The following is a 16,208-nucleotide window of genomic DNA, read 5'->3' as shown; positions in this document are numbered from 1 at the left end:
GCGCCGTTGCTCCTACTGACTCGCGAGGTGCTGCAGCGCGACCCAGGCCTGACCGACCGACAGGCCACCATCGTTGGGTGGAACCTGGCGCGCCTCGACGAGCTGCATGCCCTTCGCTCCCAGCCGGGCACGCAGTCCGCGCATCAACACCTGGTTGAGGAAGCAGCCGCCGCTGCCGACCACCGTCCGTGCCTCGGGCGCCAGCACGCGCAGCCAGTCGGCGAGGGCGGCCGCCAGTGTCGCATGGAACAGCGCCGCACCGCGCTCGGCGTCCTTCTCGTCGGCGAGAACGCCGAGCATCGGCAGCAGATCGAGCCTGCCGTCGCTGATCGTCCAGCACTGGTCGAGCGGCAGCACGTCGCCGTAGCGCTGCGCCATGCTCTCGAGCAGCATTGCCGCCTGGCCCTCGTAGGCCATCACCGCCTTGATGCCGAGCAGCCCGGCAGCCGCATCGAACATCCGTCCCATGCTCGAAGTCGGCGGGCAATGGATGTCACCGGCGAGCATCTGTGCCACCGCCTGCGCTGCCTGCTGCTCGGCGAAGCGTTCGCAGATCTCCGCATTGCGGCCCAGACGATGCAGCACGGCCGCCGCCATTCGCCAGGGTTCAGTGGCGGCGCGGTCGCCTCCCGCCAGCGCCAGCGGCTGCAGGTGCCCAACGCGCTCGAAGCGGGCGCCGTCCACCTGCAGCAGTTCGCCACCCCAGGCCGCCCCGTCGGTCCCCATGCCAACGCCGTCGAGCGACAGGGCCAGCGTGCAGCCCTCGATGCCGTGTTCCGCCAGTACGGCGGCGACATGGGCGTGGTGGTGCTGCACGCCGAGCAACGGCAGGCGCAGTTGCTGCGCAAACTCGGCGGCAAAGCGCGTCGAATGAAAATCCGGGTGCAGATCGTGCGCGACGATAGCCGGTTCGACGCCGAGCAGCCGGATCATCTGCGCCACGGTCTCGTCGAGGAAGTCGCAGGCGGCGGCGTTGTCGAGGTCGCCGACATGTTGCGAGACGAACGCCTCGTCACCACGGGTGACGCAGATCGTGTTCTTGAACCAGCCCCCCAGCGCCAGCACCGACGGTCCCGAGCGTGGCAGCTTGATCGCCCGCGGCGTGTAGCCGCGCGCGCGCCGGATGAACTGCAGACCGTTGCTGGTGATGCGCGCGACGCTGTCGTCGCAACGCGTGACGATGTCACGGTCGTGCATCAGGAAGGCATCGGCGATGCCGTAGAGCCGCAGCAGCGCTTCGCTGTTGCCGATCACCAGCGGCTCGCCACCGGGATTGGCACTGGTCATCACCAGCGCCATGTCCTGCGCCCGCTCGAGCCAGCCGAGTCCTGCCGGGCGCCTTGCCGCTTCGTGGAAGAGCAGGAAGTGCAGCGGTGTGTACGGCAGCATGACGCCGAGCCAGGCGAGCCCGGGCGCGACGCCCGGCAACGCGGCGTCGCAACCGCTGCGCTTCCTGATCAGGATCGCTGGCCGGGTCGGCAGTGTCAGCAGGCCCGGCTCGCCGATGCCCATCTGGACGAAGGCGGCCGCCGAGGCCGGATTGGCGACCATCACCACGAACGGCTTCTGCTCGCGCTGCTTGCGTTCGCGCAGGAGCGACACGGCGACGGCATTGCGCGCGTCGCAGACGAGATGAAAACCGCCGAGACCCTTGATGGCGACGATGCGGCCCTCGCGCAGCAGGTCCAGCGTCATCGCGAGCGGATCGCCGGCGAGCCGGTGTCCCTCGCTGTCGAGCAGGAAGAGTTGTGGCCCGCACTTCGGACAGCAGTTGGCCTCGGCATGGAAGCGCCTGTCGTCGGGACGACGGTACTCTGCCTGGCAGCGCGCGCACATCGGGAAGGGCTTGAGGCTGGTGCGTGAGCGGTCGTAGGGCAGGCCGCGGCTGATCGTGTAGCGCGGCCCACAGTTGGTGCAGTTGGTGAAGGCATGTCGCCAGCGGCGGCTGCCGGGATCGAACATCTCGGCCAGGCAGTCGCGGCAGACGGCCGTGTCATGGCCGATCATCGTCGCCGCCCGACCGCTGCGGCTGTCGATGATGACGAAGCCCTCGCCGGCCCGCGCCGGTGACGTATCGCGCGCCACCACCGAATTGATCCGTGCCAGTGGCGGCGCCTCCCGCTGCAGACGCTCGACCAGCGACATCACCTGCTCCGCGGCGCCACGCACTTCGATCTCGACGCCACGCGAATCGTTGCGCACCCAGCCGGCAAGGCCCAGTTCCCTCGCCAGACGCCAGACGAAGGGGCGAAAACCGACTCCCTGGACGACACCGCTGACGCGGATGTTCCGGCAAACCATCGCCTCTGACATGTCAGCACCTCGCGCCGCTGGACAGCAGGGTCTCGCCTTCGGCGACACGACGACGCAGCGCCTCGACCGTCGTCTTCCGGCGCCGTTGCGCCGCGGCACAACCCGCGTCGAGCCACGCCAGCCAGTCGTCGAAGCCCTCGCCGGTGGTCGCCGCGAGTCGGATCACCTGCAGCGCCGGATTGACCTGCCGCGCGTAGGCAATCGCCAGCTCGACATCGAACGACAGGTGCGGCAGCAGATCGATCTTGTTGAGCAGCATCAGCGACGCCGCGGCAAACATGTGCGGGTACTTGAGCGGCTTGTCCTCACCCTCGGTGACGGAAAGGATCACCACCTTGTGCGCCTCGCCGAGATCGAAGGCCGCCGGGCAGACGAGGTTACCGACGTTCTCGATCAGCAGCAGCGAATCGTCGGCCGGCGACAACCGCTGCAGGGCGTGCCCGACCATGTGCGCGTCGAGGTGGCAGCCCTTGCCGGTATTGATCTGCAATGCGGGAACCCCGGTCGCGCGAATTCGCTCGGCATCGCGACTGGTCTGCTGGTCGCCCTCGACGACGGCCAGCGGCAACCTGGCCTGCAGCAGTTCGATGGTGCGGCAGAGCAGCGAGGTCTTCCCCGATCCGGGACTCGAAACCAGGTTGAGCGCGAAGATCCCCTGCTCCTCGAAGCGCCGGCGGTTCGCCGCCGCGTAGGCATCGTTGCTGGCAAGAATGTCACGCTCGATCTGCACCAGTCGCGCCGGAGTCGCGCTCACCGGCTCTGCGTCATGACCGTGGTGCTGGTGGTGCTGGTCGTGGTGCTGGTCGTGGTGGTGATACTGATGGCCGGTGCGCGGGTGATGCCGGTGCCGGCCACCGTCGTTGGTCGCCACTCGACCGTGCACAAGCGCCGCAGCGGGCATCGGCTCCGGCGGTTCCGGATGCGCGTGCGCCACGAGCGGCGAGTCGGTTGCCAATTGCGCCGCCCGGGTATCGGCAGTGCCTGCCGCAGGCACGGGCTCGCCGACGACGCGCGCCTGCCCGGCACCACAGCCACAAGTCGTACACATATTGCTGTCTCCTGTTGTTATTCGACCTCCAGCTCCTTGACCCGCATCTCGGTACCACCGGTCGCCTGAACCGGGTGACCGCCGCAGGCTGGGCAGGGGTCGTACAGCGCCGCAAGCGGCACCGTCTGATGACAATTAAAGCATAAACCTCGACCGTCCACGTGGACGATTTGCAGGCGCGCACCTTCGGCCAGCGTGCCCCGCGTCACGGCGGAAAAACAGAAGCCGATTGCCTCCGCCTCCACCGCCGCCAGCCTGCCAATCTCGACTTCCACCGTCATCACCCGCCGGAACTTCTGCACCCTGGCAGCCTCCTCGATGATCTCCAGGATGCCGACGGCAAGCGACATCTCATGCATCGATCAACCGGCAGCTGAAGGCGACGCAGGGGTCCAGCGACAGCGCCAGACGCTCGCCGGCGAGTTGCGCCGCCCGCCGGCTGGACGCCGGGCAGCCGCTGATCTCGCGCACGAAGGCGCCCTGCGGATGGAAGTTCCATTCGGTGGGGGCGACGATCTGGTAGTGTGCGACGCCATCGCCGGCAAGCTCGAGGCGATGGAGGAGGCTGCCACGTGCCGTTTCGACCCGCGCCAGGCCGGCGCCGACACGCACCGCGCAGGCATCGAGCAGCGACGACAGACGCGGCGGCTCGGCCAGCGCCGCCGCCAGCCAGCGCAACTCGAGCAGACGTGCCAGCAGCCTTGCGTCGAGCCGCCTGCCAGCGGCGAGGAGGCCGGCGATCCTCGCATCGTCCGCCTGCCGCGCCAGCGCACCGGTCTCGGCCACCTCGCCGCCGAGAGTGGGCCGCAGCGCGAAGTTCTCGACCGCTGCCACGGTCTCCCATTCGGCTGCCGTCAGCCGCGGCAGCAGCGGTGCCGTCGCAGCGGCTGGCGGCTGCTCGTCCAGTGGCGGCAGGTCGGCTTCATCGAGCCAGTCCACCAGCGCGGCGGCGACGGTTGCCGCCGACTGCCGGTCGGTGGCAGCCCGCAGGCGGCGACGCCAGTCGCCGCAGGCAGCGACCCGGGGTGGCTGCCGTGGATCGGCGAGCAAGGTCGGCCAGGCAATCAGCAGGTGGCCGAGGTGCTCCGAAATCGTCTCGATTGCCACCGGCAGCGCCAGTTCGTCGAGCGCCACAGCCGCCAGTCGTTCACCGCGGGCCGCCCGGACGCACAGCCCGGCAGCAGCGGCCTGCGCCTGGCGGCAGATGCCGAACAGGCGGCAGACGACGTCGCCCAGCGCTGCGGCCGGCAAGCCGAGGAGCACCGACGCCACCTGCGGCCGGGCCGAACCGACGTCGGCCACGACGATCTCACTCCCGTCCCACGTCAGCGCCAGATCCAGAGAACCCTGATTCACCGCCACGCTCCCGGAAAATACTCGCACACAATACTAGAGGCCATTGAATCCATTTTGATTTCGGTCAATCCGGGGCTAAACTGCCGCGTTCACAATACGCCCTCGCCGGCACTGACCCCGACCCGGACCCCCTCTGGCATGCTTGAAGCTTCAAATCTCGAATGTGTGCGCGGCGAACGCCGCCTGTTCGCCGGCGTCAGCTTCCGCCTCGAGGGTGGCGAAATGCTCGCCCTGCAGGGCAGGAACGGCTCCGGCAAGACGAGCCTGCTGCGCATGCTGTGCGGCCTTACGCCAGCGGCCAGCGGCGAGATCCGCTGGTGCGGCCGGCCGATCGCGCAACTCGGCGACGAATTCCGCAGCGAACTGTGTTTTCTCGGCCACCAGAACGCGATCAAGGAGGAACTGACTCCGCTCGAGAACATCCTGTCGACGGCGCGACTGGCGCAGGAACCGCTCGATGAGGACGCGGCACTCGCCGCGCTCGAACTGGTCGGGCTGCTGGGCCGCGAAGACCTGGCCTGCCGCTACCTGTCGCAGGGGCAGAAGCGACGCGCCGCGCTCGCCCGCCTGGTGCACGAGAAGCGCGCGCTGTGGGTGCTCGACGAGCCTTATGTCGCGCTCGACAGGGCGGCCACCGAACTCGTCGCCGGGCTCGTCGGTGCCCACCTGCAGCGTGGCGGGCTGGCGGTGCTGACCACCCACCAGGCGGTCGCGGTACCCGCCGGCAACGTCCGCGAGCTGACGCTCGGCGACGACGTTGCGTGGCAGCAACGATTGTAGGCGGGCAGGTGCTATCATTGATCCGTGCCGTCATCGGCCGCGACCTGCGACTGGCGATGCGGCGACAGGCCGACATCGTCGCCGCGATGTTCTTCTTCATCATCGTCGTCAGCCTGTTCCCGCTCGGCGTCGGGCCGGAACCGGATCAGTTGCGCCGACTGGCGCCGGGCGTCCTGTGGGTCGCCGCGCTGCTGGCGACGATGCTGTCGCTGCCGCGTCTGTTCGCCGACGACCATCGCGATGGAACGCTCGAGCAACTGGCACTCGCACCGCAACCGCTGGCGCTGATCGTCCTCGGCAAGGTGATCGCGCACTGGCTGGTCGCGGGGCTGCCGCTGGTCCTGCTGGCGCCGGTGCTGGGAGTCCAGTTCGACCTGGCGGGCGATGCGCTGGCGGTGCTGACGCTGTCGCTGCTGATCGGCACGCCGGCGCTGTCCGGGATCGGCGCCATCGGCGCCGCGCTGACGCTCGGCGTGCGCGGTGGCGGCGTGTTGCTGTCGCTGCTCGTGTTGCCGCTGTACATCCCGGTGCTGATCTTCGGCGCCGGTGCCGTCGACGCGACGGTCACCGGCCTCGGAGCGCAGGCCCACCTGTCGCTGCTCGGCGCCCTGGCGCTCGGCGGTGTGTTCTTTGCGCCGTGGCCAACCGCGGCTGCCTTGAGAGTCGCCCTGGAATAGATGCGCAACAAGCTGATCAACTGGTTCCGGTATGCCAGCCCGCAGACCTTCTACCCGCTCGCCGGCCGGATGATTCCATGGTTCTGGGGACTCGCCGCGATCTTCGGCGTCGCCGGCCTGTTCATCGGCTTCCTGCTGGCGCCGACCGACGCGCAGCAGGGCGAGGGCTACCGCATCATCTTCCTGCACGTGCCGGCATCGTGGATGTCGATGTTCATCTACCTGGTGATGGCTTTCTGGGCGGCGACCGGACTCGCCTTCAACACCCGCCTGTCGGGAATGATGGCCTCGGCGCTGGCGCCGACCGGCGCCCTCTTCGCCTTTCTCTCGCTGTGGACCGGAGCACTCTGGGGCAAGCCGATGTGGGGCACGTGGTGGGTCTGGGACGCCCGCCTGACCTCCGAGCTGATCCTGCTCTTCCTCTACATCGGCTTCATCGCCCTGCAGGCGGCGATCGACGACCCGCGCCGCGCCGACAAGGCGGGCGCGATCCTGGCACTGGTCGGGGTGGTCAATATCCCGATCATCTATTTCTCGGTCCAGTGGTGGAACACGCTGCATCAGGGCGCTTCGGTCAGCCTGACCAGGGCACCCAGCATGGCGGCGATGATGCTCTGGGGAATGCTCCTGTGCGCGCTCGCCTGCTGGATGTACAGCATCGCCGTGGCGCTGATGCGCGTGCGCGTCATCATGCTCGAACGTGAGCGGCACACCGACTGGGTGCGCGCGCTGCTGCGCGGGAAGGAATAGGATGATTCACTGGAACAGCCTCGCCGAGTTCCTGGCGATGGGCCGACATGGCCCCTACGTCTGGGGATCGCTGCTGGTGATGGCGCTGCTGATGGTGGCGGAACCGATGCTGCTGCTGCAGGGTCGGAAGAGGTTGATCGCCCGCCTCAGGCGGCAGCATCGGGCGGAAGCCGCGGAACGCGGGCAAGCCAGCGCCGGCGACCGGAGCACGGCAAACGGGAGCAACGATTGAAACCTCGTCACAAACGCATCGCGCTGATCCTCGGCGGCCTGGCGATCCTCGCCGTCGCCGCAACGCTGGTGCTCAACGCCTTCCGCAGCAATCTGGTCTTCTTCTTCTCGCCGACCCAGGTGGCCGCCGGCGAGGCGCCGCAGGGCAAGAGCTTCCGCATCGGCGGCATGGTCAAGGAGGGCTCGCTGCAGCGCCAGCCCGACGGCGTGACATTGCGCTTTGTCGTCACCGATACCGAGAAGGACATGACCGTCGCCTACAAGGGAATCCTGCCCGACCTCTTCCAGGAAGGCAAGGGGGTCGTCGCGCAGGGCAAGCTCGCCGCCGACGGCGTCTTCACCGCCAGCGAGGTCCTCGCCAAGCACGACGAGAACTACATGCCGCCGGAAGCCGCCAAGGCAGTCGGCGATGCGCACGAGCGGGCGGCAGCCAACAAGGCGGCGGCCGCCGCGGCCGCCCGTACCATCAAACAGTGACGCCAGCGAGACGCCCATGATCCCGGAAGTCGGCACCTTTGCCCTCATTCTCGCGCTCTGCGTCGCCGTGACCCAGGGCATGCTGCCGCTGCTCGGCGCCCACTCCGGGCAGCGGCAGTGGATTGCCCTCGCCCGCCCGGCGGCGATCGTCCAGGCGCTGCTGCTGGCGGTCGCCTTCGCCTGCCTGACCGCCGCCTTCGTGCAGAACGATTTCTCGGTGCTCTACGTCGCACAGCACTCGAATACCCTGCTGCCGCTGCCGTATCGGGTCGCCGCCGTCTGGGGCGGGCACGAGGGATCGCTGCTGCTGTGGGTCCTGATGCTCGTCATGTGGGCGCTGGCAGTGGCACTGCTGTCGCGGCAGTTGCCCGATCACATGGTGGCACGGGTCCTCGGCGTCCTCGGGCTGGTCAGCGCCGGCTTCCTGCTCTTCATCCTGCTCACTTCGAACCCCTTCGAGCGCCTGCTGCCGGGGGCCGAGGAAGGGCGCGACCTCAACCCGCTGCTGCAGGATCCCGGCCTGATCTTTCATCCGCCGATGCTCTACATGGGCTATGTCGGCTTCTCGGTGGCCTTCGCATTCGCCATCGCCGCGCTGCTCTCGGGCCAGCTCGACGCCGCCTGGGCACGCTGGTCGCGACCGTGGACGACGGCCGCCTGGATCTTCCTGACACTCGGAATCGCCCTCGGCTCGTGGTGGGCCTACTACGAACTCGGCTGGGGCGGCTGGTGGTTCTGGGATCCGGTCGAGAACGCTTCGTTCATGCCCTGGCTGGTCGGCACCGCCCTGGTGCACTCGCTGGCGGTGACCGAAAAGCGCGGCAGTTTCAAGAACTGGACGGTACTGCTGGCCATCTCGGCGTTCTCGCTGTCGCTGCTCGGCACCTTCCTCGTCCGCTCCGGCGTCCTGACCTCGGTACATGCCTTCGCCACCGACCCGCGGCGCGGCATCTTCATCCTCGTCTTCCTGGTCGCCGTCATCGGCAGCTCGCTGGCCCTGTTCGCCTGGCGCGCACCGAAGGTCGGCCTCGGCGGCCGCTTCGCCCTGCTCTCGCGCGAATCGCTGCTGCTGACGAACAACGTGCTGCTGGTCGTCGCCTGCGCATCGGTGCTGCTCGGCACGCTCTATCCGCTGCTGATCGATGCGCTGGGTGCCGGCAAGCTGTCCGTCGGGCCGCCGTATTTCGATTCCGTGTTCGTACCGCTGATGCTGCCGGCGGTGTTCCTGATGGGCGTCGCACCCTTCGTCCGCTGGAAGCAGGCGAACCTCGGCGAGCTGGCGAGAACGCTGCGCTGGGCCTTCCTGGCGGCGGCACTGGTCGGCGTCGCGGCGCCTTTCGTGGCCGGCGAGTGGAAGCCGCTGGTCGCGCTGAGCCTGCTGCTGGCGGCATGGATCGTCTGCAGCACGCTGCTCAACGTCGGCGAGCGTGTGCGCGCGACGCGTGCCGGACAGGCGCTGCTGCCGACGCTCGGCCGGCAGCCACGCAGTTTCTACGGCATGCACCTGGCACATCTCGGAATCGCCGTCTTCATCGTCGGTGTCGCCATGGTCGGCGGTTACCAGACCGAGAAGGATGTCCGCATGGACATCGGCGACACCGTCAGCGTCGGTGGCTACGTCTTTCGCTTCAACGGCGTCCGCCAGCAGCAGGGGCCCAACTACCGCGCCCTGGTCGGTGACGTCGATCTGATCCGCGACGGCCGCACGCTGCGCAAGATGTTCCCCGAGAAGCGCTTCTACGTCGCGTCGTCGATGCCGATGACCGAGGCGGCGATCGATACCGGCCTCACGCGCGACGTCTATGTCTCGCTCGGCGAGCCGATCGACAAGTCGCGGCCCGAAGCCGCCTGGGCGGTGCGCGTCTATCACAAGCCATTCGTGGACTGGATCTGGGGTGGCTGCGTCCTGATGGCCATCGGCGGGCTGGTCGCCATGAGTGATCGCCGCTATCGCATCAAGGCGCGCGTGTCGTCCGGGCAGCCGTCGGCGGCTGCCGCGCCGCTGGCGCAGAACACCTGAGGAATCATTGCGCATGAACCGGTTTCTCTGGCCGCTGATCGGCTTTGGCGTCCTCGTCGTCCTGCTTGCCGTCGGCCTCAACCTCAACCCGCGTGACGTGCCCTCGCCGCTGGTCGGCAAACCGGCACCGGCGTTCGCGCTGGCGCGCCTGGACGCACCGGAACGGCAGTTCTCGCCAAAGGAAATGCTCGGCAAGGTCTGGCTGCTAAACGTCTGGGCCTCGTGGTGCGTCTCCTGCCGCCAGGAACACCCGGTGCTGGTTGAACTCGCCAAGCGCCAGAGCGTGCCGCTGGTCGGCCTCAATTACAAGGAAGTGCGCGGCGACGGCGCGATCGACAGCAGCAAGCTCGACGCCGCGAGCGAGAAGAGGATGGTCATCGAGCGCGCGGGCGGCTGGCTGGCCCGGCATGGCGATCCCTATGCCCTCTCGGTGCTCGACATCGACGGCCGCGTCGGTATCGACTACGGCGTCTATGGCGTCCCCGAAACCTACGTCATCGACAAGGCCGGCATCATCCGCATGAAACACACCGGTCCGGTCACGCCGGACATCCTTGCCGGCAAGATCCTGCCGCTGCTGGGCGAGCTGGACCGATGAGGCGCTGGCTGCCCATCCTGCTGCTGGCCCTCGCCGGCATCGCCGCCAACGGCCTGCAGGCGCGGGAAGCAGCGCCCCTGGCAGCCGACGAGGCAACCGAAAGGCGCCTGGTGGCGATCTCCTCCGAGTTGCGCTGCCTGGTCTGCCAGAACGAGTCGCTGTCCGGCTCGAACGCGGAACTGGCGAACGATCTGCGCCGCGAGATCCGCAGCCTGATCCGCGAAGGCCGCAGCGACGCCGAGATCATGGAGTTCATGGTCAGCCGCTACGGCGATTTCGTCCGCTACCGGCCGCCGCTGAAAGGAACGACGCTGCTGCTGTGGTTCGGACCCGGCCTGCTGTTCGTCGCTGGCCTGGGCGGGCTGCTGCTCTACCTGCGGCGACGCCAGCGCGCGCTCGGCGACCAGCACCCACTGAGTGCCGACGAGACGCGGCGCGCCGAGGCCCTGCTGCACGATCGGGAGGCACCGCCGCAGCCATGACTTCCGCCGACACGACCGCGCACGCGGGTCATCGCCGCATCCATCACCCGCGATCGCTGCCGCGGCGGCGGCCGCCAGGGAACGCGCGAATCGCCGCCGCAACGATCAGCTAGGACGACCATGACTGCCTTCATCATCGTTGCGGCGCTTCTGCTTGCCGCCGCACTGGCCATCCTGCTGCCGCCACTGTGGCGGGCGCCGCCGCCATCCGCCGGCGCCGACCGGCGCGAAGCCAACCTGGCGGTCTTCCGCGACCAGCTCGCCGAACTCGACCGCGAGCGCGATGACGGCACGCTCGGCGCCGCCGACGCCGAACAGGCACGCGCCGAACTGCAGCGCCGCCTGCTCGACGAAGTCGAGGCGCAGCCGGCGACGCCGGCGACCCGCGGCGGTGGCCGGCGGACGGCGCTGTTCCTGCTGCTCGCCATCCCGCTGGCCGCCGCTGCCGGCTACGTCCTGCTCGGCAACCCGCTCGCCCTCGATCCGCTGCAGCGACAGGCGCGAATTACGCCCGAGCAGATCGACGCGATGATCGGCGGCCTGGCGGAAAGGCTGAAGAAGAACCCCGGCGACGGCAAGGGCTGGGTGATGCTGGCGCGCTCGTACAAGGTTCTCGAACGTTACCCCGAGGCGGCCGACGCCTACGCCCGCGCCGGCAGCCTCGTCGATCAGGATGCCGGCCTGCTCGCCGACTACGCGGAAGTGCTCAGCCAGTTGCACGGCGGCAGTCTGCAGGGCAAGGCCGGCGAACTCATCGCCCGCGCACTGCAGATCGACCCGAACGAACCGCAGGCGCTGCTGCTGGCCGGCGCGGCAGCGCGCGAGCGGCAGGACTTCGTCGCGGCCGCAGAGTACTGGTCACGCCTGCTGCCGCAGCTCGAACCCGGCAGCGACGAGGCGAAGACGGTTGCCGCGGCGATCGACGAGGCACGCGGCATCGCCACCGCCCGCGCCGCTGGCGGCGCGCCGGCCGGGGCGACGGCTGCCGGCGCCGGCCAGCTCGCCGGCGAGGTGACGCTGAGCGGCAAGCTCGCCGGCCGCGTGCAGCCGGACGACGTCGTGTTCGTCTTTGCCCGTGCCGAGGAAGGACCGCGCATGCCGCTGGCGGCGATGCGCGCGACGGTCGCCGACCTGCCACTGAATTTCCGCCTCGACGACTCGATGGCGCTGGCCGGCGGCCGCAGGATTTCCGATTTCGCCAGCGTCAGCGTCGAGGCGCGCATCACCCGCGCCGGCAACGCCAGCACCTCCTCCGGCGACCTGTTCGGCCGCATCGCCGGCGTCAAGCCCGGCAACCGCAGGCTGCGCCTGGTGATCGATCAGGTGCAGCCCTGAGCTGCGGCCAGCGGCGCCGACGAGGGCCGCCCTTTCCAGCATTTGTTAACCTAGATCAAACCGTCGCCGCCGCCCCATCCGCTAGACTTCGGGCAGCCTCGGCAGGTGACCGGTGGCATGACAATGACAGGGAGGTAGCAGCGTGACCGACAACAGCCCAGGGTTCTGGACCCGCCTCAAACGCCCCAGTACCAAGTACTCGCTGCTTGCGCTCCTGTCGGTCGGCTTCGTCGCCGGCGTCTTCTTCTGGGGTGGCTTCAACACGGCGATGGAAGCGACCAACACACTCGAGTTCTGCATCGGCTGTCACGAGATGAGGGACAACGTATACCAGGAGTACAAGAAGACGATTCACTACAGCAACCGCACCGGCGTCCGCGCCTAATGCTCCGACTGCCACGTGCCGAAGGACTGGGGGCACAAGATGATGCGCAAGATTGCCGCCAGCAAGGAACTCTACGGCAAGGTCATGGGCACCATTTCGACGCCCGAGAAGTTCGAGGCCAAGCGGCTCGAGCTGGCCACCAACGAGTGGAACCGGATGAAGGCAGGCGATTCGCGCGAATGCCGCAACTGCCACTCGTTCGCGGCGATGGACATCGAAAAGCAGAAGGCACGCGCGTCGAAGATGCACAAGATCGGTCAGGAGGACAAGCAGACCTGCATCGACTGCCACAAGGGAATCGCGCATTCGAAACCGCAGAACATGCCGGAAGACGACGAGTGACGCACGTCGCCAGCGACCCGCAGCGCGGCCACGGGAAAACAATCGACGTCCCCTGGTCGCTGACACGTACCAACCGCATCAACACTTGAGTGGAGTCTGAAATGAAAAGAACGAGCGTTTCCCTGGCCCTCTTCGGCGCCCTGCTGGCCTTCGGTCCGCAACTCGCGCAGGCTGCCGCTCCCGACTGGAGCAAGGTTCCCAAGCGCGACATTCAGGTGTTTCACGCCGGCGTCACGCCGATCGAATGGATCATGAAGAAGTCCGACCACAGCGGTCGCACGGGCCTCAACAAGGGCGAGAGCTGCGTCGGCTGCCATGAGGAGAAAGGCGGCCTCAACTTCGACATGAAGCGCCTCGCCGGCAAGGATCTGGAGCCCAAGGGTGCACCGAAGACGATGAATTTCCCGGTCGCCGTGCAGACCGCCTACGACAAGGACAACCTCTACGTCCGACTGACTTTCAAGGCCCCCGGCGGCGGCGTCGATCCCGCCGACAAGGAGAACGAGGTCAAGGCGACGGTCCTCTTCGCCAACGACAAGGTCAGCCAGGGCGCGCAGGTAGGCTGCTGGGCGAGCTGCCACGCCGACGCGCGGACGATGCCCGGCGCCGACGACAAGAAGACCAAGTACACCAAGGACGGCGCCTACGAGCTGATGCAGTGGAAGAGCGCCAAGGGCGCCAAGGCGGCTGACGGCTCGGTGACCGACAAGCGCAACATGGAAGGTGGCAGCGCCGGCGTCAAGGCCGAGGGCAGCAAGAGCGGCGACACCTACACCGTGACCTTCACGCGCAAGCTCAACGGCACGCTCGCCGAAGGCAAGGCAACGCCGATCGGCGTCGCCATCCACAGCGACCACGCGATCGGCCGCTTCCACCACGTCTCGATGGGCTACACGCTCGGCGTCGGCGCCGACGGCGACATCAAGGCGGCCAAGCAGTAAGCGCACGGCCGCCACACGGGAGCTTTCCGGACGACGGGCAGAGCCGCGGCTCTGCCCGTTTCATTCCCCCCGCCGCAGCCGGCAGGGTGAACGCGACGACCAGATACCGCGCGCCGACCGCTTCAGGCCATTTGCCGACGCCGTCGCACCCAGCCAAACAGACCCAGCCCGCCCGCCAGCAGCGCCGCGGTGGGCGGCTCCGGGATCGCCGAGATCTCGAGCATCGGCCGCAATCCGGCGTCGGCCCACGCGGACGACGCGTAGAGCGAGGCGAGCGGCTTGCCTGAAGCGGCGATGACGATATCCGGCTGCCGCAGCTCGACACCGAAGTTGCCTGCCGGATCGGCCAGCCAGTCACGAACCAGCGCGGTGACGTCGAAGGAAACCCACTGGTTCACGCCGTCCTGCGTCACCGAAGTCACTGGCCCGGATACCGCCGGCTGCGTCTCCCAGGTGACGCCGGTCTCGCTCCAGCTTTCGGTCACGCGGTGCAGAGCGGTGGTGATCGCTTGCGCCGGCGTCGGATTGTCGAACGGCGGCAGACCCGGCAGCGCGAAGAGCCTGAGGCTGGCGCTGACCACCTGCCCGGCGGCGATGCCCAGCGCGCCCGGATCGAAGCGCAGCAGCGAGCGCGTATCGTGCGCCCGGCTCTCGCCCTGCGCACCGATCAGCGGCACGGTGTTGCTGCTGCCGAGGAAATTGCCAAAGGGTACCGCCGGCAGCGGGCTGAGGCTGTTCAGCGTCTGGCTGTCGAGGTTGGTCACGCGCGCGGCGGTGGCGATGCCGAAAGCGCCGGGAATCGCGAACTCATAGACGAAGACATCCTGGCTGGCGGCTTCGTCCGGCTGCAGCGTCAGGGTCGTTGCCGCCTGCGCCGGCTGCGCCAGCGCGGCGAGGAGCAGGAGCGGGGCGAGTGTGACGGCTTTCGCTCGGTCGGTGTACGACATGGTTGAATCCTCCGGTTGGTCTGTTTGCTGACGGCAACGCCGTGTGCGTGGCCGCTGCACAAGCTGATACGCGTGTGGGTGGCGTCCGGATGCAGACGACGGGAGCAACCGGAAGCGGCGACGGGCCATCGGCCACGCCGCGCCATCGCCGCCACCTCATTCCGCTGCGTACCGTGCACAGCTTCCAGACCATCTGGGTCGCCGGCGTCCACCTGCGCTCGTTCGCGCACACGCCCACCGTGGCCGCCCAACGCTGCCATGGCGCACGCGGTGCCTTGCGGGACCCCATCGGCGCCGGTGAGCATGTGTCGCGAGCCTCCTGCCGCTGAGCAAACCCCACACGACGGATCGTTTCGCTGAACGCCGTGCTGCCGCAGGTTCCGCCATCGGTCCGCGCCGGACCTGCTACCATTCCGGGCGCGGCCGATTCCCCCTGCTGCATGGGATCATGCAGATCGCTGTCGGGGCGCATGCCAAGCCGGCTACAGCCCACGACTTTCTTCCCGGAGACAGGAACATGAGAACGCTCTTCCGCTGCATGTTGGCGCCTGCCTTGGCAATCGCCTGCACCTCCGCCACCGCTGCCTTCGTCATCGACGGACGACAGACCCTGTTGCAGGTGTCGACACAGTTCGGCTTTGTCGGCAGCATCAACTCCGCGACGGACTCGCGGCAGTACACCAGCCTGACGTCCGACCTGCAGACGCAACTGGCCGGCAGTGACAGTGGCAGCGGGGCGGTCGGAGACGGTTCGTGGATCGCCAACTACCAGTACCAGCTCGATCAGTCGATCGACCATCTGCCGGCCGGCGGCTTCGCCGCGAGTGCCTCGGTGACCCTCTTTGCCTTCGCCGCAGACCAGGGCGTCGCTGCGGTCGACGCACATTCGGGAAACCGCCTGGAGTTGAGCTTCCACCTGAACACCGACGAGTCGTATGTGTTCACCGGCATCACCACCGACCTCGCCAGCGTGATGCTCGAGGAACTCACCGGCAGCGGCATCTGGACTCCACTGGCCACGCCAGCTGCGGGCGCCTTCCACTACCACCTGCGGCTGGCCGCCGGGCAGTATCGCTTTGCTGCCATCAGCAGTGGCTACCACGACTCTTCCCAGGGAGCCGGGTCTTCCTGGTCGGTGCAGTTGATGACGGTACCCGAACCGGGGTCCCTGCTGCTGCTGGGAACGGCCGCGGGCATCGGCATCGTCACTGGTCGCCGCCAGCGGCGGTACGCACAGCAGGCGCCAGAGGCCGTGATCGCTGCAGCCATGCCGAGCTGCTGCCAGCCACAGCCACCCCGTGGCCGCCAGGATCTGCCAGCTCGGCGGTGGTGACGGCGGGCGTTGTCAGCGCCAACGACGGCTGGACCTGAACCCCGACGGGCGAGCAGCGTGTGTCCCCGCGCCCCCGACTGCCTGCTCGGCACCAAGCTCCGCAGCTCCGCTGCTGAGCGTGATCCGTTCGATCGCAGCCTGTCCATGCCGGCGCTCGTCTGCCAGACCAGGACGCGAGCGTCGTCGGCTGCAA

General features: G+C 68.3%; 16 protein-coding genes and 1 pseudogene. 12 read left to right on the top strand and 5 right to left on the bottom strand.

What is annotated here, in order from left to right; translation table 11 throughout:
* Positions 1 to 12: 12 nt before the first annotated feature.
* The 4 genes from hypF to HT579_08740 are packed head-to-tail and all read right to left on the bottom strand — an operon-like array spanning position 13 to position 4,717.
* Complete coding sequence (hypF, locus tag HT579_08755; protein QKS28985.1) at positions 13 to 2,313, bottom strand: carbamoyltransferase HypF; 2,301 nt, start codon at positions 2,311 to 2,313, stop codon at positions 13 to 15.
* Between the two features lies 1 nt (position 2,314).
* Positions 2,315 to 3,361: a hydrogenase nickel incorporation protein HypB gene (gene hypB, locus HT579_08750; GenBank protein QKS28984.1), complete on the bottom strand. Its 1,047-nt coding sequence runs from the start codon at positions 3,359 to 3,361 to the stop codon at positions 2,315 to 2,317.
* Positions 3,362 to 3,378: 17 nt separating this feature from the next.
* A complete protein-coding gene (gene hypA / locus HT579_08745) occupies positions 3,379 to 3,720 on the bottom strand; it encodes a hydrogenase maturation nickel metallochaperone HypA (GenBank protein QKS28983.1) in 342 nt (113 codons plus the stop codon).
* The gene (locus tag HT579_08740) at positions 3,713 to 4,717 is read right to left on the bottom strand and encodes a nickel-dependent hydrogenase large subunit (GenBank protein ID QKS28982.1); all 1,005 of its coding nucleotides are present in this window, start codon (positions 4,715 to 4,717) and stop codon (positions 3,713 to 3,715) included. Before HT579_08740 ends, hypA begins: the two co-directional genes overlap by 8 nt.
* A 138-nt stretch (positions 4,718 to 4,855) precedes the next feature.
* On the opposite strand from HT579_08740, the gene ccmA reads away from it, so the two are divergent.
* The 11 genes and pseudogenes from ccmA to HT579_08685 all read left to right on the top strand — a co-directional run bounded on the left by ccmA (position 4,856) and on the right by HT579_08685 (position 13,735).
* Positions 4,856 to 5,497, top strand: a complete 642-nt coding sequence (ccmA, locus tag HT579_08735) for a cytochrome c biogenesis heme-transporting ATPase CcmA (protein ID QKS28981.1) — start codon at positions 4,856 to 4,858, stop codon at positions 5,495 to 5,497.
* A gap of 8 nt (positions 5,498 to 5,505) precedes the next feature.
* Positions 5,506 to 6,174: a heme exporter protein CcmB gene (gene ccmB / locus HT579_08730; GenBank protein QKS28980.1), complete on the top strand. Its 669-nt coding sequence runs from the start codon at positions 5,506 to 5,508 to the stop codon at positions 6,172 to 6,174.
* Positions 6,175 to 6,924, top strand: a complete 750-nt coding sequence (gene ccsA, locus HT579_08725) for a cytochrome c biogenesis protein CcsA (protein QKS28979.1) — start codon at positions 6,175 to 6,177, stop codon at positions 6,922 to 6,924.
* 4 nt (positions 6,925 to 6,928) lie between these two features.
* Entirely contained in the window at positions 6,929 to 7,156 is a 228-nt protein-coding gene (gene ccmD, locus HT579_08720) for a heme exporter protein CcmD (GenBank protein ID QKS31579.1), read from the top strand.
* Positions 7,153 to 7,632 (top strand): cytochrome c maturation protein CcmE, encoded by a 480-nt coding sequence (gene ccmE / locus HT579_08715; protein QKS28978.1) that lies wholly within the window; start codon positions 7,153 to 7,155, stop codon positions 7,630 to 7,632. The genes ccmD and ccmE overlap by 4 nt, the downstream gene beginning before the upstream one ends.
* A gap of 16 nt (positions 7,633 to 7,648) precedes the next feature.
* A complete protein-coding gene (locus tag HT579_08710; GenBank protein QKS28977.1) occupies positions 7,649 to 9,652 on the top strand; it encodes a heme lyase CcmF/NrfE family subunit in 2,004 nt (667 codons plus the stop codon).
* A gap of 13 nt (positions 9,653 to 9,665) precedes the next feature.
* The gene (locus tag HT579_08705) at positions 9,666 to 10,250 is read left to right on the top strand and encodes a DsbE family thiol:disulfide interchange protein (protein ID QKS28976.1); all 585 of its coding nucleotides are present in this window, start codon (positions 9,666 to 9,668) and stop codon (positions 10,248 to 10,250) included.
* A complete protein-coding gene (locus HT579_08700; GenBank protein QKS28975.1) occupies positions 10,247 to 10,732 on the top strand; it encodes a cytochrome c-type biogenesis protein CcmH in 486 nt (161 codons plus the stop codon). The genes HT579_08705 and HT579_08700 overlap by 4 nt, the downstream gene beginning before the upstream one ends.
* Before the next feature lie 120 nt (positions 10,733 to 10,852).
* Entirely contained in the window at positions 10,853 to 12,067 is a 1,215-nt protein-coding gene (gene ccmI / locus HT579_08695; protein QKS28974.1) for a c-type cytochrome biogenesis protein CcmI, read from the top strand.
* A 142-nt stretch (positions 12,068 to 12,209) separates the two neighbouring features.
* Positions 12,210 to 12,794, top strand: a pseudogene (locus HT579_08690) (NapC/NirT family cytochrome c).
* Between the two features lie 101 nt (positions 12,795 to 12,895).
* Positions 12,896 to 13,735, top strand: a complete 840-nt coding sequence (locus HT579_08685; GenBank protein ID QKS28973.1) for a hypothetical protein — start codon at positions 12,896 to 12,898, stop codon at positions 13,733 to 13,735.
* Positions 13,736 to 13,857: 122 nt separating this feature from the next.
* Here the strand turns inward: HT579_08685 and HT579_08680 are convergent, their stop codons facing one another.
* Positions 13,858 to 14,682 (bottom strand): DNRLRE domain-containing protein, encoded by an 825-nt coding sequence (locus HT579_08680; protein ID QKS28972.1) that lies wholly within the window; start codon positions 14,680 to 14,682, stop codon positions 13,858 to 13,860.
* Positions 14,683 to 15,199: 517 nt separating this feature from the next.
* On the opposite strand from HT579_08680, the gene HT579_08675 reads away from it, so the two are divergent.
* Positions 15,200 to 16,015 carry a PEP-CTERM sorting domain-containing protein gene (locus HT579_08675; GenBank protein ID QKS28971.1) on the top strand — a complete coding sequence of 272 codons (816 nt, stop codon included), beginning with the start codon at positions 15,200 to 15,202 and terminating at the stop codon, positions 16,013 to 16,015.
* Positions 16,016 to 16,208 lie beyond the last annotated feature (193 nt).

The sequence above is a fragment of the Candidatus Accumulibacter similis genome (assembly GCA_013347225.1).
GTDB classification, from domain to species: Bacteria; Pseudomonadota; Gammaproteobacteria; order Burkholderiales; family Rhodocyclaceae; genus Accumulibacter; species Accumulibacter similis.
Note: the sequence above shows the minus strand (reverse complement) of the source record. Positions and strands in the feature narration are given on the sequence as shown.